At 70.2% G+C, this 18150-nt stretch carries 18 protein-coding genes and 1 pseudogene; 5 read left to right on the forward strand and 14 right to left on the reverse strand.

What is annotated here, in order from left to right; genetic code table 11:
• Nucleotides 1-46 precede the first annotated feature (46 nt).
• The 3 genes from E6A21_RS09890 (at nt 47) to E6A21_RS09900 (ending at nt 1445) form a co-directional block, all read left to right on the forward strand.
• Nucleotides 47-508 (forward strand): very short patch repair endonuclease, encoded by a 462-nt coding sequence (locus tag E6A21_RS09890; protein ID WP_138443978.1) that lies wholly within the window; start codon nt 47-49, stop codon nt 506-508.
• 65 nt (nt 509-573) lie between these two features.
• Nucleotides 574-1167 (forward strand): hypothetical protein, encoded by a 594-nt coding sequence (locus tag E6A21_RS09895; protein WP_138443979.1) that lies wholly within the window; start codon nt 574-576, stop codon nt 1165-1167.
• Complete coding sequence (locus E6A21_RS09900; RefSeq protein WP_138443980.1) at nt 1164-1445, forward strand: DUF2795 domain-containing protein; 282 nt, start codon at nt 1164-1166, stop codon at nt 1443-1445. Before E6A21_RS09895 ends, E6A21_RS09900 begins: the two co-directional genes overlap by 4 nt.
• Nucleotides 1446-1482: 37 nt before the next feature.
• On the opposite strand, the gene E6A21_RS09905 is transcribed toward E6A21_RS09900, so the two are convergent.
• From E6A21_RS09905 to E6A21_RS09930, 6 genes are read right to left on the reverse strand one after another with little or no spacing between them, the layout of a single operon-like run.
• Entirely contained in the window at nt 1483-2607 is a 1125-nt protein-coding gene (locus E6A21_RS09905) for an enolase C-terminal domain-like protein (RefSeq protein ID WP_138443981.1), read from the reverse strand.
• Entirely contained in the window at nt 2604-4394 is a 1791-nt protein-coding gene (locus E6A21_RS09910) for a thiamine pyrophosphate-requiring protein (RefSeq protein ID WP_138443982.1), read from the reverse strand. Before E6A21_RS09910 ends, E6A21_RS09905 begins: the two co-directional genes overlap by 4 nt.
• Nucleotides 4395-4450: 56 nt before the next feature.
• Nucleotides 4451-6148, reverse strand: coding sequence for a GMC family oxidoreductase (locus E6A21_RS09915; protein WP_138443983.1), 1698 nt, complete (start codon nt 6146-6148; stop codon nt 4451-4453).
• Nucleotides 6145-6762, reverse strand: a complete 618-nt coding sequence (locus E6A21_RS09920; protein WP_138443984.1) for a gluconate 2-dehydrogenase subunit 3 family protein — start codon at nt 6760-6762, stop codon at nt 6145-6147. Before E6A21_RS09920 ends, E6A21_RS09915 begins: the two co-directional genes overlap by 4 nt.
• Entirely contained in the window at nt 6759-7244 is a 486-nt protein-coding gene (locus tag E6A21_RS09925; protein ID WP_246036338.1) for a hypothetical protein, read from the reverse strand. Before E6A21_RS09925 ends, E6A21_RS09920 begins: the two co-directional genes overlap by 4 nt.
• A 13-nt stretch (nt 7245-7257) precedes the next feature.
• Nucleotides 7258-8148: an SDR family oxidoreductase gene (locus E6A21_RS09930; protein WP_138443985.1), complete on the reverse strand. Its 891-nt coding sequence runs from the start codon at nt 8146-8148 to the stop codon at nt 7258-7260.
• Nucleotides 8149-8307: 159 nt separating this feature from the next.
• Between E6A21_RS09930 and E6A21_RS09935 the strand changes: the two genes are divergently transcribed.
• Nucleotides 8308-9279, forward strand: a complete 972-nt coding sequence (locus E6A21_RS09935; RefSeq protein WP_138443986.1) for a DNA topoisomerase IB — start codon at nt 8308-8310, stop codon at nt 9277-9279.
• A gap of 104 nt (nt 9280-9383) precedes the next feature.
• Here the strand turns inward: E6A21_RS09935 and E6A21_RS09940 are convergent, their stop codons facing one another.
• On the reverse strand, nt 9384-9725 hold the full coding sequence (locus E6A21_RS09940; protein WP_138443987.1) for a hypothetical protein: 342 nt from the start codon (nt 9723-9725) through the stop codon (nt 9384-9386).
• 39 nt (nt 9726-9764) lie between these two features.
• Entirely contained in the window at nt 9765-10028 is a 264-nt protein-coding gene (locus E6A21_RS09945) for a GlsB/YeaQ/YmgE family stress response membrane protein (protein ID WP_138443988.1), read from the reverse strand.
• 281 nt (nt 10029-10309) lie between these two features.
• Between E6A21_RS09945 and E6A21_RS09950 the strand changes: the two genes are divergently transcribed.
• Nucleotides 10310-10984, forward strand: coding sequence for an SDR family oxidoreductase (locus tag E6A21_RS09950; RefSeq protein WP_171041350.1), 675 nt, complete (start codon nt 10310-10312; stop codon nt 10982-10984).
• A 522-nt stretch (nt 10985-11506) separates the two neighbouring features.
• Here the strand turns inward: E6A21_RS09950 and E6A21_RS09955 are convergent.
• The 6 genes and pseudogenes from E6A21_RS09955 to E6A21_RS09980 all read right to left on the reverse strand — a co-directional run bounded on the left by E6A21_RS09955 (nt 11507) and on the right by E6A21_RS09980 (nt 18064).
• Complete coding sequence (locus E6A21_RS09955) at nt 11507-12643, reverse strand: glycosyltransferase family 4 protein (protein WP_138443990.1); 1137 nt, start codon at nt 12641-12643, stop codon at nt 11507-11509.
• Between the two features lie 13 nt (nt 12644-12656).
• Complete coding sequence (locus E6A21_RS09960; protein WP_138443991.1) at nt 12657-13064, reverse strand: 6-pyruvoyl trahydropterin synthase family protein; 408 nt, start codon at nt 13062-13064, stop codon at nt 12657-12659.
• Nucleotides 13042-14088, reverse strand: coding sequence for a zinc-dependent alcohol dehydrogenase (locus E6A21_RS09965; RefSeq protein ID WP_212745902.1), 1047 nt, complete (start codon nt 14086-14088; stop codon nt 13042-13044). Before E6A21_RS09965 ends, E6A21_RS09960 begins: the two co-directional genes overlap by 23 nt.
• Before the next feature lie 8 nt (nt 14089-14096).
• A complete protein-coding gene (locus E6A21_RS09970; RefSeq protein WP_138443993.1) occupies nt 14097-14558 on the reverse strand; it encodes a hypothetical protein in 462 nt (153 codons plus the stop codon).
• Nucleotides 14555-16972 (reverse strand): annotated as a pseudogene (locus E6A21_RS09975) (molybdopterin oxidoreductase family protein). Before E6A21_RS09975 ends, E6A21_RS09970 begins: the two are co-directional and overlap by 4 nt.
• A gap of 117 nt (nt 16973-17089) precedes the next feature.
• Nucleotides 17090-18064 carry a glycosyltransferase family 9 protein gene (locus tag E6A21_RS09980; protein WP_342777853.1) on the reverse strand — a complete coding sequence of 325 codons (975 nt, stop codon included), beginning with the start codon at nt 18062-18064 and terminating at the stop codon, nt 17090-17092.
• Nucleotides 18065-18150 lie beyond the last annotated feature (86 nt).

Here is an 18150-nt window from a genome sequence, read left to right on the forward strand (position 1 = left end):
CTTGGAGCGGAGTGTCCCGAGGCAGCTCGGGGCGTAGGCTGCTCGCATGAGCGAGGAGCCCGACGTCGTCCTCTCGTGGGCCTCGACGCCCGCCATCCGGAAGACGATGCTCGGCAACCGCTCCCGCGATACCGCACCCGAGCTCCTCGTCCGTCGCGCCGTCCATGCAATGGGCCTCCGGTACCGCGTCGCGGCCCGCCCCGTGCGCGAACTTCGGCGCACCGCCGACCTCGTCTTCACGCGAGCACGGGTCGCCGTGTTCATCGACGGCTGCTACTGGCACGGCTGCCCTGAGCACTACATCGAGCCCAAGCGGAACGTCGACTACTGGCGTCCCAAGATCGCACGCAACCGCGAACGAGACGCGGAGACGACGGCGGAGCTCACCGCGCGCGGGTGGCGAGTGCTCCGCTTCTGGAGCCACGAGGACCCTCTCGGTGTCGCTCTCGAGATCCGTCGTGCGGTGACGGAGACAGCGGAGGGGGAGCCGTCGGCGTCGTCCCCCTGACGGGAGGCGCTGGTTAGAGGCGCCTAGGCCGGGTAGTGGGCTGGTACCTGACCGAGGAGGGTTCCGTGGACACCACTCAGATCGTGTGGCTCATCGTGGCGATCGTCGTGTTCATCGCGGTGATCGTCGTGGTGCTGACGATGACTCGTCGGCGCACCGCGCGCCGCAACGAGCAGATGAGGGATCGCGCGAGAAGCATGCGGGACGAGGCGGCTCAGCACGAGCTCGACGTCCGCGAGCGCGAGGCCCAAGGGCTGGAGGCGCGTGCCCGGGCCGAGAAGGCCCAGGTCGAGGCCGAACGCCTCCGCCGCGAGGCCGAAGAGAAGGCCGGCGCCGCGCGCGAGGGGCGTGAACACGTCGAAGAGCAGCGCCGGCGCGCCGACGAGCTCGACCCCGACGTCGAGGACCACGGCAGGAGGCGGAACCGGGACGACGGCACCGACGCCGACCGCTCGGAGCTCCGACGGGACCGCTCGGACCGGCGAGGGGCGGACGTCGCCGACGCCGGTGGGCAGGATCCGAACCTCGAGCCGACGTCGGACACCCGTCGGGCCGAGGGGAGCACCGGCTCCCACGTGCAGACCGAAGAGGACCAGAACCTGCAGGACGCGCAGCACCGAGAAGCGCAGTATCGAAACCGGAGCGAAGGAAGGTCATGACCGACACCGTCAACCCGATCCAGATCCAGAAGTTCCTCCAAGGGGTCGACTACCCCGCGGACAAGCAGGCACTCGTCTCCGCCGCGAAGGACAACGGCGCCGACAGCAACGTCGTCCGCGCCGTCGAGGGCATCCCAGAGCGCACGTACGAAAGGCCCACTGAGGTGAGCGAGGCCATCGTGGAGGCCGGGCGCCACCCCGAGGGCGGCAGCATGGGCCACGGCGGGGCGCCCGCTGGTGATTCCGACGACGACGCCGAGCGTTTCGACGCGGGGTGAGCCGTTGGGCTTGTCGCGAGCAAGTTGAGTAGTTGAGTCAGGCGACCCGGTAGCGCTCGGCGTCCGCAGTGCGGAGCTCGAGGCCGTTGCCGGGTCGTTCTGTGTCCGGGGTGATCGTCCCGCCCTTGGGGTCGAGCGTCCCCTCGAAGAGCATCTTCTCGAGCCGGACGTGGTCGTGGAACCACTCGAGGTGTCGCAGCCGCGGCGCCGCGGCTGCGACCGAGGCCGTGATCGCGGGTGCGCAGTGACCGGAGAAGCCGATTCCGTGGGCGTCCGCGACAGCCGCTGCACGCAGCCACCCCGTGATGCCCCCGCAACGGGTCACGTCGGCCTGAAGGCAGTCGACGGCGCCCGACGCGCACATGCGCTCGACGTCGGCGGGACGCGTGAGATACTCGCCGGCTGCGACATCCGCGGCAACGGACTCGCGCACGAACCGGAGCCCCGCGAGGTCCTCGCTCGAAACCGGCTCCTCGAACCAGGTGAACGCTGCCTCGCGCGCCGCCTGGGCAACGCGGACGGCCTGTTTCGCCGAATACGCGCCGTTAGCGTCGACGAACAGCTCGGCGTCCGGTCCAACGGCCTCGCGCGCGATGAGCATGCGTTCGATGTCGCGCGTCTCGTCCTCGCCACGGTCCTGGCCGATCTTGATCTTCGCGCGCGGGATGCCCTGCCCGAGGACCCAGCCCACGAGCTGTTCCGTGAGCCGTTCGTACGAATACGTTGTGAACCCGCCGCTCCCGTAGACGGGAACTTCGGAGCGGGCAGCCCCGAGGAACTGGTGAAGCGGCAGGCCCGCGAGCCGCGCTGCGAGGTCCCAGAGCGCGCAGTCGACGGCGGACGCCGCGTAGGAGCCCGCACCCGACTGCCCTGCATTTCGGAGCGCGCGCGCCATCGCCTCGGCGCTCGCCCGGACGGAGAAGGCATCGGTCCCGCGGACGGCCGGTTCGAGCAGTTCGGACACCATGCCGACGAGGGCCTTTGGCCCATAGGTGTATCCGATTCCCGTCTCACCGGCCGCCTCGGCATGAACGACGACGATCGTGGTGGAGTCCCACGCGAACGTCCCGTCCCCTTCCGGCCCATCGGTGGGGACGGTGTAGGCGGACGCGCGGACCGCGGTGACCGGCGAGACCTCCCCGGGAGAGGCCGGCTCGCTCACTTCCGGTGCCCCGGGAGAAGTTCCTGCGCCTTGGTCTTGAGGCCTTCCTTGATGTAGCCCCACCGGTTCGGGTCGCCATGGATGACGCTCTTGGCGGCATTGACCGCCTGCTCGAAGGTCGCGTGCGGCGGGATGGGCGGGACGTTCGGATCGGTGCGGACGTCGAGCACCGTGGGCCGTGACGCCGTGAGGGCCTCGTCCCACGCGGGGCCGAGAGCATCGGGATTATCGACCGAGACGGCGCCGAGGCCCAGGCTCGCGGCGAAGCCTGCATAGTCGACCTCCGGGATCGACTGGGTCATGGAGACCGTCGGCGAGCCGCTGAAGGCACGCAGCTCCCACGTCACTTGGTTGAGGTCGTTGTTGTGGAGCACGACGACGACGAGCCGCGGATCTTCCCACTCCTCCCAGTAGCGCGAGATGGTGATGAGCTCGGCGAGGCCGTTCATCTGCATTGCGCCGTCCCCCTCGAAGGCGATGACGGGACGGCCCGGGTTCCCGAACTTGGCGCCGATGGCGTAGGGGACGGCCGGTCCCATGGTCGCGAGGTTGCCGGAGAGGCTCCCACGGACGCCGGAGGGGAACCGGAGCTGCCGCGCGTACCAGTTGGCGGCGCTGCCGGAATCCGCGGCGACGATCGCGCTCGCGGGCAGGCGCTCGGAGAACTCCGAGAACACGCGGAGGGGGTTGACCGGGTCGGCCTCGACGAGGGCCTCGTCGTGCATGGTCTCCCACCACCTCGACACCTTCTCCTCGATGTCGTTCCGCCAGCCCCTGTCCTCCTTGCGCACGAGGAGCGGGATGAGGGCCCGAAGTGCGGCCCCGGCGTCGGCCACAATGTTGACCTCGTACGGGTACCGGAGGCCGACCATGGTCGGGTCGACGTCGATCTGCACGCCGCGCGCCTGGCCGGGCTCCGGGAAGTAGTTCGCGTACGGGAAGCTCGAACCGACTGTGAGGAGGGTGTCGCAGTCCCGCATGAGCTCGTAGCTCGGCCTCGTGCCGAGGAGCCCGATCGAGCCCGTCACGTAGGGGAGCGTGTCGGGCAGGGCGTCCTTGCCGAGGAGCGCCTTCGCGACCCCGGCGCCGAGGAGCTCGGCGACCTGCTGGACTTCGGCGGCCGCATGCCGTGCGCCCTGGCCGATGAGCATCGCGACCTTCTTGCCCTCGTTGAGCACGTCCGCGGCCCGCCGGATCGCGTCCATATTGGGCTGGACGTCGGGCCACTCGATGCCGAGGCTCGAGGGCACCATCTTCATGGCATGGGTTGGGGCCGAGTACTCGAGCTCCTGGACATCGGCCGGGATGATGACGGCGGTCGGAGCTCGGCGTGCGCACGCCACCCGGATCGCCCGGTCGATGACGTTGGGAAGCTGCTCGGGGACGCTGGCGAGCTGGACGTAGTCGGACGCGACGTCCTTGAAGAGCGTCGGCAGATCGACTTCCTGCTGGAATGATCCGCCGATGGACGTCCTAGCGGCCTGCCCGACGATCGCGACGACGGGCACGTGGTCGAGCTTGGCGTCGTAGAGGCCGTTGAGCAGATGGATCGCGCCGGGGCCGGAGGTCGCCATGCACACGCCCACTCTGCCGGTGAACTTCGCATAGCCGACGGCTTCGAAGGCAGCCATCTCCTCGTGCCGCGCCTGGATCAATCGCGGGCCCTCGCCCTTGCCGAGCGCGGTCACGATGCCGTTGATGCCATCCCCGGGGTAGCCGAACACCGTCTCGACGTCCCACGCCCTCAGCCGCTCGAGCAGGAACTCGGCAACATTCTGTGCGGCCATCTCAGCCTTCCTTCGGATAGATGCGCGTCTTCACTCGTTCGGATGCGTCGGCGTTTTCACTCGCTCTGCTGCACGGACGCTTCAGTCGGGCGGCGGACGCCCTGCCGGGCCCCCGCGGCAAGCCTCGCCGCCGTCCTCGCGGCGAGGGCCATGATCGTCAGGGCCGGATTCGCACTGCCCTGAGTCGGCAGGACGCTCCCGTCGGTGAGGAACAGGTTCGGCACAGCGAAGGTGCGGCAGTCGGCGTCGACCACGCCATGCTCCTGGTCCGCGGCCATGCGGGCGCCGCCCACGAGGTGGGCGTAGCGCTCGATGGTCATGACCTCGGCAGCGCCCGCCGCGCGGAGGATCTGCTCCATGGTCTCCTGGGCGGCCTTCATGAGGCGCTTGTCGTTGCCACCACGGCTGTACGTCACGTGGGCGACGGGCATGCCTCGCCGGTCCTTCTCGGCGTCGAGCGTGACCCGATTTCCCGGCAGTGGCAGGAACTCGCACAGCGCGCCGAGGCACGCCCAGTGCACGTAATCGGTCATGCGGCGGCGGAGCTCCCTGCCCCAATGCCCCTGCGCGGCGACGTGCTCGGCCCACGTTATGGGCAGCGGCGAGACGGTCTGGATCGAGAAGCCGCGCTTGTACGGCTTGGACGGATCCGTCTCGTAGAACTGCTCGCTGCTGACCTCGGGCGGAGGCGCCTTGTACATGCGGACCTCGTCCTCGAACCTCCCGCCCGTCTGGGGCGCCCCCTGAACCATGAGGTACCGGCCCACGAGGTCGAAGTCGTTGCACAGCCCCTCGGGAAAGCGGGGGGACGACGAGTTCAGCAGGAGCCGAGGCGTTTCGATCGAGTACGCGGCGACGGCGACGATCCGGGCCCGCTGGAAGCGTTCGACGCCGCCCTGAACGAAGTGCACCCCCCTCGCCAGCCCGGTGCGCGCGTCGACGTCGACGCGGATCGCGGTCGAATTGGCTCGGATCTCAGCGCCGTGCGCGATCGCGTCGGGGACGTGGGTGATGAGCGGTGACGCCTTCGCGTCGACCTTGCACCCCTGCAGGCAGAAGCCGCGGTAGATGCAGTGCCGACGGTGCCCGAACCGGCCGTTCGAGATGGCCACAGGCCCAACCCGGGCCTCGATCCCACAGTTCTCGGCGCCTCGGAGGAACACCTCGCCGTTGCCGCCCACGGGATGCGGGCTGTGCGGATAGCTGTGCGGCTCGCCCCACGGCCAGTCCTGGCCCGCGACAGGGAGCTCCTCCTCCATGTCCTCGTAGTAGGGCCGGAGGTCCTCGTAGTCCAGCGGCCAGTCGGCGCCCACGCCGTCGAGCGTCTCGGTCTGGAAATCGCTCGGGTGGAAACGCGGAGCGTAGCCGGCGAAGTGGACCATCGATCCGCCCACGCCCCGGCCCGAGTTGTTCGAGCCGAGGGGGACCGGGTCCTCGCCGTCGATGACGCGGGGTTCGGTCCAGTAGAGGTGGTGCGATCCGGCCTCGTCGCTCACCCAGTCCCGCTCAGGCTCCCAGAACGGGCCGGCCTCGAGGACGACGATGGACCATCCTTGGCGCGCAAGGCGCTGCGCGAGGGTAGACCCGCCCGCCCCGCAGCCGACGATCACGAGGTCCACCTCGTCGTCGTCCGCGTAGCTCCGCATGCGCTCGGCAACGTCCGGGCTCGAGACAGGAAGCAGCCAAGCCGACTCATTGCGTGCCCTGACCGACCTGAGGGCATTGACGGTCCCGAGTGGATTCTGCGACCTCATGCCTGCTCACCGGGACGTGCGTCCCGCACCTCGAAGTGCTCGCGGCGGCCGACGCCTAGGTTGGAGTACCCGCGGGGATATGCGGGCCCGGGGAAGCCGATCTCGTCCCAGGCCCAGGGGTGGGCGTAGAACGCCGTGCACGCGTAGCGGAGCCAGAGGTTCCAGACGTGGCCCGCCGGCATGCCGTGCCATTGCCCCTCGAGGCCATGGACCGCCTCGAGCACGGCCTCCTGCTGAGCCGGCGTCGCTTTCGCGAACCCGACCCCGTAGCGTTCACGTGAGTCCTCGTCGATGTATCGGACGGAGCGTCGCCACACCTCGCCGTCCTCAGGCAGGTCCGCGTACCGCCAGCCGTCCGTCTCCCCGGCGGCCAAGCGCGCGTCGACGACGTTCACGAGCGGAACCCGCGGCTCGCCCTCCTGCCCCACGAGCTGGTCCAGCATCGCCGAGGCGATTCCCTCCTCTTCCGCGTTGAAGAAGCACACGTCCGGCGGCCGCCCCACGCGCGAGAGGATGAGGGACGACGTCGCCTCGTCCCAATGGTCCCTCTGCTCAAGCGAACGCTGCCCCGGGAAGCGGCCGCCGCCGTCGTGCTCCGGTAGTGGGAGGGTCACGACTCCCTCCTCAGCACCGACGCCAGAAGTCCCATCCCCCCGACGAGGGTCACGAGGAGCGGCGCGAGCAGCGGCGGCCCCATCTCCGAGTTGTAGCGGAACTCCTTGAAGCCCCCCGGCCGCTGCGCGATCCCGCGCAGGTGGAGGTAGGTCCCCTGAAGCCCGTTCGCGACAATCGCCGCGCTCGCGAGCGGAAGCGCGGTGTGCGCCATGCGCGTGCTCACGACGCCGGCCACCCCCGCTGCCGCCCCGATGGGGCCGAGCACCACGGGCGCCCACATCCACGGGTCCCCAAAACTCGCTCTGTCGTGCTCGAGGTAGATCTCCGCCGCCGTCACGAGCGCGCCTGCTGCTGTCAGGCCCGAGAGCGTTCGCTCGAAGCGCCCCGTCTCGACGTTGCGGACGAGACGTTGGATCCCTCTGGGCGCGGGTGTCTGTGCCACCAATCGGCTTGCTGGGCCCTTGGAGGGGATGAGCTTCATGGGGTTCCTTTCTCTAGAAGGGCTTTCCTCCTGTCACGGGTACGACAGCGCCCGATATATAGGAGCCCTCGTCGGACGCGAGCAGGACATAAGCGGGGGCGAGCTCCGCCGGCTGCGCGGGGCGGCCGAAGGGGCTGTCCTTGCCGAACTCCGGCACGTTGTCCGGCCACCCTGTGGAGGGAATGAGTGGTGTCCACACCGGCCCGGGTGCGACGGCGTTGATGCGGATCCCCTTCTGGCCGAGCTCCGGGGCGAGTGCCTTGACGAGCGCGACCTGTGCGGCCTTCGTCATCGCGTAGTCGAACAGGCCCGACGAAGGCTGAGCAGCCTGGATTGAGCTCGTGATGATGATCGAGGCCCCCGGCTTGAGGTGCGGAAGGGCCGCCCGGAGGATCCAGAACTGGCTGTAGAGGTTGGTCTTGAGCACACGGTCGAATTCCGCGGTCTCCACAGAGTCGATGCCGTCGCGTGCCTGCTGGTACGCCGCATTGAGCACGAGGACATCCAAGCGGCCGAACTCGTCGAGCACGCGGCGGGGGAGCGAGCCTGCGTACTCCTCGTCGCGGAGGTCGCCGTCGAGGGTCAGGGCTGCGCGGCCGGCTTCACGTACGACGGACGCCGTGGAGTCGGCATCTTCCCGCTCGTCGGGCAGGTACGTGAGCGCGACGTCGGCCCCCTCGCGCGCGAACGCGATGGCGACCGCCCGGCCGATGCCGGAATCGCCGCCGGTGATGAGGGCCGCGCGTCCCTCGAGACGCCCGTGACCTTCGTAGGTCTCCTCCCCGTGATCCGGGGTCGGCTCGGTGGCCGTGGTGGTTCCCGGCGCCTTCAGGTCCTGCGGGGGCTTCTCCCCGTCCTGGTGCACTTCCTGCGGGTTGTCGGGTTCGTTGGTGCGCTCAGACATACGTAAAGGCCTCCAAGAAGTCCAAGAAGGTGGAAGGCGGACAGGGACCTACGGCTTGATCCTGGGCTCACCATACGCCCGGCTCAGGGGCGGCGGAACCCGTCGTGCGACGTATGTGGAAAGTGGTTGGACCGCGGAAAACTGGGGTAAGTCGAGCCAGTGGCTCGCATTCACCGTTCCCTCCGCACCGCATGGACGCGGCGCCGCGCGGGCCGCGGCTTCACCTATCTAGACCAGAACGGCGAGAAGCTCCCTCCGGACCAGCTCGAGCGGGTCCGGTCGCTCGCCATCCCGCCAGCGTGGCGGAACGTCAAGATCGCGGCCTCGCCCAAGGCGAAGCTGCAGGCAGTGGGCGTCGACGCGGCCGGGCGCACCCAGTACCTCTACAATCCTGCGTGGCGTGCCCGCCAAGAGGCCCGGAAGTTCGACCGTGCGCTGGCGCTCGCGCACCGGCTCCCGCACATTCGCCGGGCGGTGACTCGCGATCTGCGGGGGGACCGCGGGCCGCGCATCCAGGCGCTCGCCGCCGCGATCCGCCTCATCGACCGCGCAGCGGTGCGCGTGGGCAGCCGACGCTATGCGCGCGAGAACGGCACGTTCGGGGTCACGACGATCCAGCGTCGCCACGTCAAGGTCGACGACGGGCGCATCTCCTTCGACTTCCCCGGCAAGTCGGGCAGCCGGTGGCGCTTCGAGCTCCGCGACCCGGACCTCGCGCGCTATCTCGAGGGCCTCCCGGGCGGGCGCGCCAGCAGGCCGGCTCTGGGGTACGACGACGGCGGGTCCTTCCAGCGGATCGGCGCCTCTTCCGTGAACGGATACCTGCGCGACATCGCGGGGATCGAGGCGAGCGCGAAGGACCTCCGCACGTGGCGCGGAACAGCCGTCGCGGCGGCATCCCTCGACTCGAGCCTCGCCGCTGGGCGGAGCGCCGACGCCGCGTGGAAGCAGGCGATCGACGACGCAGCGAGCTGGCTCAACAACACCCCGGCCGTCGCGCGGGGATCCTACGTGGACCCGCTGCTGCTCGAGGCCTACCGTCTGGGGCGGACGGCGACGACGGACGCCGAGGTCGCGCGGCTGCTCACAGAGATGCGGGAACGCAGCGCCACCTTGGCCCCGCGCGCCTGAGTGCCGGGCCGTGCTGGGCACTGGGCTGTCCCGGGCCCCTAGACACGGGTGACGGCGAGGGGAGCCCCAGCCTCCGCCTCGCCGCCGTCTATGGAACGGGTTCTCTACCCGTGGTCGGGGAAGTCGTCCGTCGTGCCCTGGTCCGCCTCGCCGTCCTTCGGCGTGAGGTACCGTTCCCCGTCGTCGGTGCTGACGACGTCGTACTCCTCGGCGACCGCTTCCATGGCCGCCTGATCCGTCTCGTTGGGTTCACGCACCGGGCCCGGGTGAGGGGTCCGTTCTGCATCGCCCCAGATCGCTCCGACCCCTTGGGAAGTCGGAGTCACTTCATCGCGGCCTGGGACGTCGTCCGCTTCGGGTTCCCGGGAAATCGGGCTGCCGGGCTCTTCCGGGGACTCGTCGGAGCTGCCGTCCGAGTTCATGCGGTCCTCATCGCGTTCCGTCATTTCAGACCTCTCATGTCAGGGCTCTCCGACCCACTCCGCTCAGGTGCGCGAGCGGCGGGTCACAGCGCCGTAGATCAGGAGCACGATCACCGAGCCGACGATCGCGACGATCCAAGTCTGGATGCTCCAGAAGTTCTGGAGGCCGACGCCGAACAGCGCGCTGCCGATCCAGCCGCCGAGGAGTGCTCCGACCACGCCGAGCACGAGCGTCATGAACCATCCGCCGCCCTGACGTCCGGGGATAAGAGCCTTTGCGATCGCACCGGCGATCAGACCGAGTATGAGAAAAGCCAGGATGCCCACAGTTCTCACCTTTCGTTCGTTTCGGACCGGACTGCATTCCGGCCCTGCTGAACGGGCTCTTACCCCACGCCCCTGCCCCAAAACTGCGGTGCACATTCCCTCAGAGCGTTATTTTCCGCGGCAGGAGGGTAAGGGCCAGATGACGCGGGGAGGATGGAGTCTCTCTAATCTTGGTGCACGAAATGCTAACTTATCCCTTTGACCCTGCTTGCGGTGGAAAGCCGAGAGCGGACATCCCTGACCGTACAGCCGCTGAGGCTGTTGACCGACGGAGTGGATCGATGCTTGCTAATGCCCGGCTCAGTGGCCGGCGCGTCCTGATCACCGGAGAGGACGAGGTCCTGGCGCAGCGGCTCGGCCGCGTGCTGACCTTCTCGGAGGCCGTGGTCGCGATCAACTCCGCTGTCGGTCCCGACAGCACCCGAATCGTGCGGGAAGCGATCAGAGAGCTCGGCGGCGTGGACGTGCTGGTCAACACGGGCCCCCCATCGATTCCCGAAGAGGGATCCAATCCCTGGGCGGTCCAGCACGGGGTCGAAAGGGCGCTCCAGCGCTCCATGTCAGTCCTCGTCACGGCGACCGAGGCGGCACTCCCCTCATTGAACGAGAGGGCCAGCATCATCAACACCGTGGCGTTCTCGACTCCGGGCCTTCTCCTCACGCGCGGCCAAGAGGCCCTCGCGACGGCGGTCCTGGAGACGACACAGGGTTGGGCTCAGACCCTTGGCCCCCGCGGTATCCGGGTCAACGCAGTCGTGGGAGGGCCCAGATGGGATCCCGACCTCGAGCCGCTCCTCGACCACGGACACCACAACGAACCGGCCATGACGGACTTCGAGGAGCTCGACGCCTTCGTGTATCTCGCGTCCGAGGAGTCCTGCCATGTGTCCGGGTCGGTGCTCGCCGTCGCCCGGCCTCTGGCTCCCGAGGAGGTCGGGCCCGGCTCGCGAAGCTGAGTCAGGCGCGACACCTCCCTCGGCTCCCGGCCCCCCAGTTTCTGGGCCGGTTTCCCCAGCTGCCAAACCGGATTCCCCAAGTTCCGGACCGCCTTCCGCAGCTCTACGTCCGGTTTCCCCAGCTTCCGCCTCAGGTTCCGCAGCTGCCAAACCGGTTTCCCCAGCTTCTACACCGGGTTCCCCAGCTTCTGCGCCGGGTTCCCCAGCTTCCAAACCCGTTTCCCCCGCTATCGCCCCCGTACGGCTAGCTCTTTCGGCGTGTCGCCTGAAAAGCTCGGCGAGCCGCGCCGTCGTCTGTTAGCTGCGGGGCGGAAGGCACCAATGCGTGGGGAGGACGGCGCAAATGTTGGGGAAACTGGCGCAGAAGGTGGGGAGTACGACGCAGAAAGTGGGGAGGACGGCGCAAATGTTGGGGAAGCCGGCGCAGAAAGTGGGGAGGACGGCGCGAAGGTTGGGGAGACTGGCGCAGAAAGTGGGCGAGCCGGCGCCCGCCGCTGGGCTGCCCCCACCTCAGCGCCCACGTCAGCCCAAGCGGCCGTCGCCCTCGCTGGCCTCGGCGGGGGCGCCGTCGGCCGCACCCCACTCAACCCCGACCGCCTCAGCCACTGTGGCGGCTGTGTCGGCCCACGTCGGCAGGGTGGGGCGGGCCGCGCGGGCGGCTGCGGCGAACGCTGACCTCTGCCCCGCGTCGGTGAGCCACGTCCGCAGCAGCTCGCGGAGAACGGCCGCATCCCGCAATTCGCCGATGCCGCCAGCCAGCCCGACGCCGCCGGCGAGGGAGAGCGCGAGCGCCTCCTCCGCGCCCGTCCCGGCCGGAACGAGCGCGGGCACCCCGTGGGCGAGGGACTCGACGACGGACATCCCGAAGGTCTCGTGGGCGCTCGGGAGGACACTGAGATCCGCCGCGTCCCACGCTGCCTCGAGGGCTGGGCCGCGCAGCTCGCCCGTCAGGCGGACCCTCCCGGCCAGGCGTGGAGAGGCTGCAGCCCGACGAACCTCGCGCGCGTAGGCCCGGTCCGCCTGGTCCGAGCCGACGAGCGTGGCTCCCCAGGGGACGTCCAGGAGCCCCTCAAGCGCTTCGAGGAAGACGAGCTGCCCCTTGGCCGGGAGGAGCGCTGCGACGCACACGAGCTGCGCCGGCCTCGAGCCCCGCGCCTGCGGAGCTGGGTCCACGCCGGGATGGGCGACGACGGCCTCCACCCCGCAGCGCTGGACGAGGGTCGCCGCCGCGAATCGGCTCGGCGCAATCGCGCCGGAGCACGCCCCGAGGGCCGCTCGCTCAAGGCCCGCGAGCCGGGCAGCCTCGGACGCCGCGACGGAATGGGTGCCCACCGCGAGGTCGGCGAGCGAAACGTGGACGAGCAGCCAGACCTCGATCCCGGCCCGTTCCGCCTGCGCGATCTCGTCGGGGCAGCCCAGGCCCACGAGCCCGTCGACGACGACGACGCGGCCGCCGTCGCCCGCCAGGCCCAGCAGGAGGCTCGCGAGGCGCTCGCGGTCCGCGGCGCTGCCTTCGGGCCAGTCGCCCGTGAGGCTGTATGCGTGCACCGCGATCCCTGCGTCACGGAGCGCGGCGACGAGCTTGTCGTTGTAGACGCTCCCGCCCGAATTCCAGCCGAGCGGCGCCGCGGCGACGAGGTCTATGCGATGGGGTGACATGGGCCGCCCGGGCTCAGGGAAGGTCCAGGCTGTAGCCTGCCCACGCGTCCGGGTGTTCCCGCAGCACGACGGAGAGCCCGACGAGGCGATCGCCCTCGGCGCCCGCGGCGGCCGTGGCCTCGCCCAGCCGCCCGGCGACGTCCTCCGCGAGGTGTCGGGCCACGGCCTCCGTGGTCGAGAGCCTGCCCTCGAACGCGGGGTGCTCGTCGAGGTTCCGGTAGCGCAGGCCCTCGAGCGCCTCGCCGAGCACGCCGGAGAGCGCCCCGATGTCCATGACCGTCGCGTTCTCGTCGAGCTCGCGCGCCCGGACGGTGAGTTCGACGACGAACGTCGCCCCATGCAGGCCCTGGGCCGGCCCGAAGGCGGGCCGCGGCAGGCTGTGGGCAATCATGACGTGGTCACGGACGGTCAGCGAATACATGCTCTCCCTTTGCTCCTGGGTACCGGATGACGTGGCACAGGCCGGTGCCGGCTCCCGCTTCTCCTGATGTCTCCGAGGCTAGCCCGTCCATCGCCTCCGGGAGGTCCTCGAAGTCGGTGGGGCCGCCCAGAAACGTGTCGAAGACCGGGTCTTCGAGGAGTTCGAGGGCGAGGGCCAGGCGCTGCGCCGTCGTGCGCCGATGCCTGCGGGGGAGTGCGACCTGGCCGACCTGGCTCGCCCGGATGGAGAGCCGCCGCGCGTGGAAGTCCGCACCCAGCGGAACGCTCACGGGCTGCTCGCCGTACCAGGAGAGCTCGATGATCTCCCCGTCGTCCCCCACAAGCTCGAGGCAGCGGGCGAGGCCGGGGGCGCTCGCGGAGCAGTGGACGACGACGTCGCAGTCGTCGTGCGCTTCTTCAGGGGCGGCGAAGTCGACGCCGAGTGCCTCCGCGAACCGGGCCTTGGCCGGGTCCGCGTCGACGGCCTCGAGACGGGAGAGCGGGAAGCGGCGCAGGAGTGCGAGCACAGCGCCGCCCACGAGTCCGCAGCCGACGACGGCGACCCGGTCGCCGATGCGGGGGCTCGCGTCCCAGAGGGCGTTGACGGCGGTCTCGACGGCGCCGGCGAGCACGGCCCGGTGCGCGGGGACACCGTCGGGGACGACGGCGAGCTCGGCTGCCGGGACGACGTACCGGTCCTGATGCGGGTAGAGACAGAAGACGGTCCGGCCCACGAGCTCCGTGGGCCCCTCCTCGACGACGCCGACCGAGAGGTACCCGTACTTCACGGGGCACGGGAAGCTGCCCTCCTGATGGGGTGCCACCATGAGGTCGGCCACGCGTTCGGGCACCTCGTTGGCATGGACCAGCCGCTCGGTGCCCCGGCTCAGGCCTGAGTACAGCGTCCGGACCAGGGCCTCGCCCTCCCGGGGCGCGGACAGGGTCTCGCGCCGGAGCTCGCCCTTCCGCGGGCCGACGGTCCAGTATGCGGTTGCAGAATAGTCGGGAGCTTTGCGTTCCTCCACGGCCTCGCTCATCCCTTGATCGCGAGGGCTTGGGGCGCGGCCTGCTTCATGCGCGTCTGAAGCCAGCGCAGCTGGCCTTCGAGCTGCTGGCTGCATTGTTGAACGGTCTCATTGAGCTCCTTGTCCCGTAGGGCCTGCGCGGCTTGGCCGACCATGGTCCACGATGAATGTGCGAGTGTCGTCAAGAGGTACAGGTCCTGGAGGTCGCGGATGAGCCCCACGGGACCGCTGCGCGTCTCCGACAGCGTGTCGGCGTGGAGGCGTTCGGGCTCGTCGTCCACGTTGGACTCGCCGTAGCGCTCGAGGAATGGCGCGAGGGCGCGCACATGGGCGTCGCACTGCTGGGCCAGCAGCCGCGTGAGCTCCCGGACGTCGGGCTCCTCACCGTGCCCTTCGGCCACTTGGCGGTAGCTCTCCGCGAGGCTCTGCTCCGAACGGTGGAGCAGCCCGAGGTAGATGGCGATCCTCATGCCTGTCCCTCCTCGGGCCCGGCGTGGGCCTCGGGCCCGGCGTGGGCCTCGGTTCCGGCGCGGGCGGGAACAGGACGGGGTGAGGCGCCGGCGGGGTCGGCGAGCTCGACGCGGACGGTCGCCGTCTTGAAGACCGGCTGCTTCGACACGGGGTCCCACTCGGTGACGGTGAGCTCGTTGGCGGCACGTGGTTTCCCGTCGGGGGCCCCGCCGACGTCCCAGTAGCCGTAGTGGAATGGCTCGAACACGGTGCCCCGCGCCATCTTCCGGACGCGGAGCCTCGCGACCACCGCGCCGCGCCGCGACGTGACGCGGAGGAAGTCGCCGTCGTCCGCTCCAAGCTCGGCGGCGTCCTCGGCGCACATCTCGATCCACGCCTCGGGCGCCGCCCGTCGGAGCTCCGGCGAGCGGGCGGTCTTGGTCCGGGTGTGGAAGTGGTACACGGTGCGGCCCGTCGTGAACTGGAAGGGGTACTCGCTGTCGGGCGCCTCGGCGGGTGGAACGACGTCGGCCGTCTTGAACCTGGCCCTCCCGTCGTAGCGGGCCGCGCGAACGGCCTGGGGGCCGACCGTGGCGCCCGTGAGGAGGTCGTGGCCGTACGTCTCGCAGTAGTCCGGCGCCGTGGGAAACACCCCGTCAGTGTAGAGGCGGACGGTTCCCTTCTCGGTGCCCTCGGGGAACGGCCATTGAAGACCCGTGTTGCCCCTCAGCCGTTCGTAGCTGAGACCGGTGTAGTCGCAGGGGCGCCCCCGCGTGCACTCGCGCCATGCGTCGAAGACCTCCTCGGGGGAGCTCCACGGGAGGAGCGGGCTGCCGTCGAGGCGGCGGAAGTCCATGCGCCGGGCGTAGTCGAGGAAGATGTCGAGGTCGCTGTGGGCTTCTCCGGGCGGCTCGACCGCCTTGTCGGAAAGGTGCACGGTGCGGTTGACGTTGGTGAACGTCCCCGCCTTCTCGCCCCAGCCTGCGGCCGGCAGGACGACGTCCGCCTCCTGCGCCGTCTCATTGAGGTAGAGGTCCTGGACCACGAGGAAGAGCTCGGGCTTGCGCAGGATCCGGCGGATGCGCGCCAGGTCCGGCATGGAGACGGCGGGGTTCGTCGCGGAGATCCACAGGAAGTTGATCGAGCCCTGCTCGGCGTACCGGAAGATCTGCAGGGCGTGGGTGGGCGGGGCCCAGTCGGGAATGATCGCCGGGTCCACGCCCCAGAGCTCCGCGAGCTCCTCGACGTGCTCGGGGTTCTCCCAGTTGCGGAAGCCCGGCAGGTCGCCGTCGGCCCCGCACTCCCGGTTGTTCTGCGCCGTCGGCTGCCCGTTCATCTGCAGGACGCCGCAGCCCGGCCGCCCGAGGAGACCCCGGAGCAGGTGGAGATTGTTGACCTGGCACGAAGACGCCGTCGCCTGGGTGGACTGGTAGAAGCCCTGCAGGACGGTCGAGAGCACACGCTGCGACGTACCGAAGATCTCGGCGGCACGGCGGATGTCCGCGGCGTCCACCCCGCAGAGTTCGGCGGCGGCCTCGGGCGTCCACGGCTCGGCGGCGGCGGCGAGCTCGGAGAAGCCGGTTGTGTGCGCGGCGACGTAGTCGTCGTCGGTCCAGCCGTTCCGGATCACCTCCCGGATGAGCGCCTACATGAGGGGAAGGTTCGTGCCCGGCCTCACGGCGAGGTGGACGTCGGCCGCCTTGGCAACGGGGGTCAGTCGCGGGTCGACGCAGACGACGAGCGGCGGCTGGGGGCCAGCGAGCCGGTCGAGGACCCGGGCCCACAGCACTGTGTTCGTCTCGGCCATGTTGTGCCCGAACAGGAAGATCGCGTCGCAGTGCTCGATGTCCTCGTACGAGCCGGGCTGCCCGTCGGCGCCGAAGCTCTCCTTCATCGCCTGGGCGGCGGTGGCCGTGCACAGCCGGGTGTTGCCGTCCATGTGCGGGGTCCCGATGCCGGCCTTGCCGATCATCGCGAGTGCGTAGTACTCCTCGAGGAACAGCTGGCCGCTCGTGTAGAACCCGTGGCTCAGCGGGCCGCGCTCCTCGAGCAGCGCCTTGCTCCGCTCGACGATCCGCCCCATGGCCTCGTCCCAGCTCGCCTCGACGAGCTTGCCCCCCTCGCGAACGAGGGGACGGGTCAGCCGATCGGGGTTGGAGACGCCCTGCCAGCTTGCGTAGAGGCCCTTCGGGCCGAGCCGGCCGTGGTTGACCGCGTCGATCTCCCGGCCGCGGACCCCGACCATACGGCCGTCCTTGACTGCGATGTCGCAGCCGCAGCCGTTGCTGCACAGGACGCAGGCCGACTGGACCCACCGGTCGACGTCGGACTCGGTGAGGCCTTCGGCCAGCTGCACGTCCACGCGGACAGGCCATTCTCCACCCCGCGCGACGGGCGTTCGTGGGCCCCAGACATCCTTGATGCGGTCAGGGATTTCTTCGACGCGAGCGCGTTCACCACTGTCGGACACGGTCGTTCCTTCCCTCGACAGGCCTCCCTGCGGCCCTACCCCGGTCGGACTGGAACAAAACCGCGCTGGCACGGACCCCGACTACGGCGCCGCGAGGTGCCTCGGCTCATGGGCCGTGCCGCGTTCCTCGAGGCGGGCGACGGCGTCGAGGACGTGCCCGGGCCACACCGCGAGCATCGCGGGGTCGGGGAGGTCCGCGAACGGGTCGCCGTGACGCACCGCCGGGTCGGTCAGCACGACGTGCGGCCCGTCCTCGGGAGGCCCCCACTGCTCGGGGGTAGCTGGGCCGAAGATGATGACGGAGGGGGTCCCGTAGGCCGTCGCGATGTGCCCGGCCGACGTGTCGGCGGTGACGACGAGGCGGGCGGCCGCGACCGCGGCGAAGAACGACGGGAGGTCCCAGCGGCCGGCGACCACGGCAGTCTCCGGGAGGCCGGCGCCGTGGGCGACGGCGGCGGCGCGCGTGCGGTCCTCCTCGCCACCCGTCACGAGCACGTCGTGCCCCCGATAGTGGAGCTCGCGGGCGACGCCGGCGAACCGCTCCACGGGCCAGCGCCGGCTCCCGTGGGCGGCACCGACGTGGATGAGGGTCGCGCCGTCGGCCGGCGCCGGAGCCTCCGGTGGGAGCAGCCGGTAGTCGTCAGCACTTCCTGGCAGCCCGTGCCAGCTGAGCAGGCGCACCCAGCGCTCGCGCTCGTGCAGAGTGTCGTCCCATTCCGGGCCGGCCCAGCCGGGCGCCCGGTGTCCGATGCGGTGCTCAGGCAAGAGCTCCTCGAGGCGCGTCCGGCTCTCGATCCCTTTGCCGTGGAAATTGACGGCGACGTCGACCCGGCCGGCGTACGGAATCGGGTCGTCGAGTCCCGGCGTCGGAAGGTGCCGGTTGATGCCGCCCACGAGCGGGACGACCGGCTCGAGCCACTTCGGCGCGGCGAGCACGAGTTCGTGGTCTGGGAATCCCGCGCGGAGACCCCGGAGGCCCGGCACGGAGACGAGCAGGTCGCCGAGCTTGAGTGCTCGGAGTACCAGCAGGACAGGTCGTTCCGAACCCGCTGTCACGGCAGCCTCCATCATCGAAAGCGACAATGCCCTTGGCTTGAGCGAATCGAGTTCTCCACGCGGGCTTGGGAACCGCCCCGAGGAGA

This window comes from Sinomonas susongensis (assembly GCF_005877005.1).
GTDB classification, from domain to species: Bacteria; Actinomycetota; Actinomycetes; order Actinomycetales; family Micrococcaceae; genus Sinomonas; species Sinomonas susongensis.

Coding starts and splice junctions, on each gene's coding strand:
- E6A21_RS09890 (WP_138443978.1), top strand. CDS start 47: ATGAGCGAGGAGCCCGACGTCGTCCTCTCGTGGGCCTCGACGCCCGCC.
- E6A21_RS09900 (WP_138443980.1), top strand. CDS start 1,164: ATGACCGACACCGTCAACCCGATCCAGATCCAGAAGTTCCTCCAAGGG.
- E6A21_RS09910 (WP_138443982.1), bottom strand. CDS start 4,394: ATGGCCGCACAGAATGTTGCCGAGTTCCTGCTCGAGCGGCTGAGGGCG.
- E6A21_RS09915 (WP_138443983.1), bottom strand. CDS start 6,148: ATGAGGTCGCAGAATCCACTCGGGACCGTCAATGCCCTCAGGTCGGTC.
- E6A21_RS09925 (WP_246036338.1), bottom strand. CDS start 7,244: ATGAAGCTCATCCCCTCCAAGGGCCCAGCAAGCCGATTGGTGGCACAG.
- E6A21_RS09930 (WP_138443985.1), bottom strand. CDS start 8,148: ATGTCTGAGCGCACCAACGAACCCGACAACCCGCAGGAAGTGCACCAG.
- E6A21_RS09940 (WP_138443987.1), bottom strand. CDS start 9,725: ATGACGGAACGCGATGAGGACCGCATGAACTCGGACGGCAGCTCCGAC.
- E6A21_RS09950 (WP_171041350.1), top strand. CDS start 10,310: ATGCTTGCTAATGCCCGGCTCAGTGGCCGGCGCGTCCTGATCACCGGA.
- E6A21_RS09955 (WP_138443990.1), bottom strand. CDS start 12,643: ATGTCACCCCATCGCATAGACCTCGTCGCCGCGGCGCCGCTCGGCTGG.
- E6A21_RS09960 (WP_138443991.1), bottom strand. CDS start 13,064: ATGTATTCGCTGACCGTCCGTGACCACGTCATGATTGCCCACAGCCTG.
- E6A21_RS09970 (WP_138443993.1), bottom strand. CDS start 14,558: ATGAGGATCGCCATCTACCTCGGGCTGCTCCACCGTTCGGAGCAGAGC.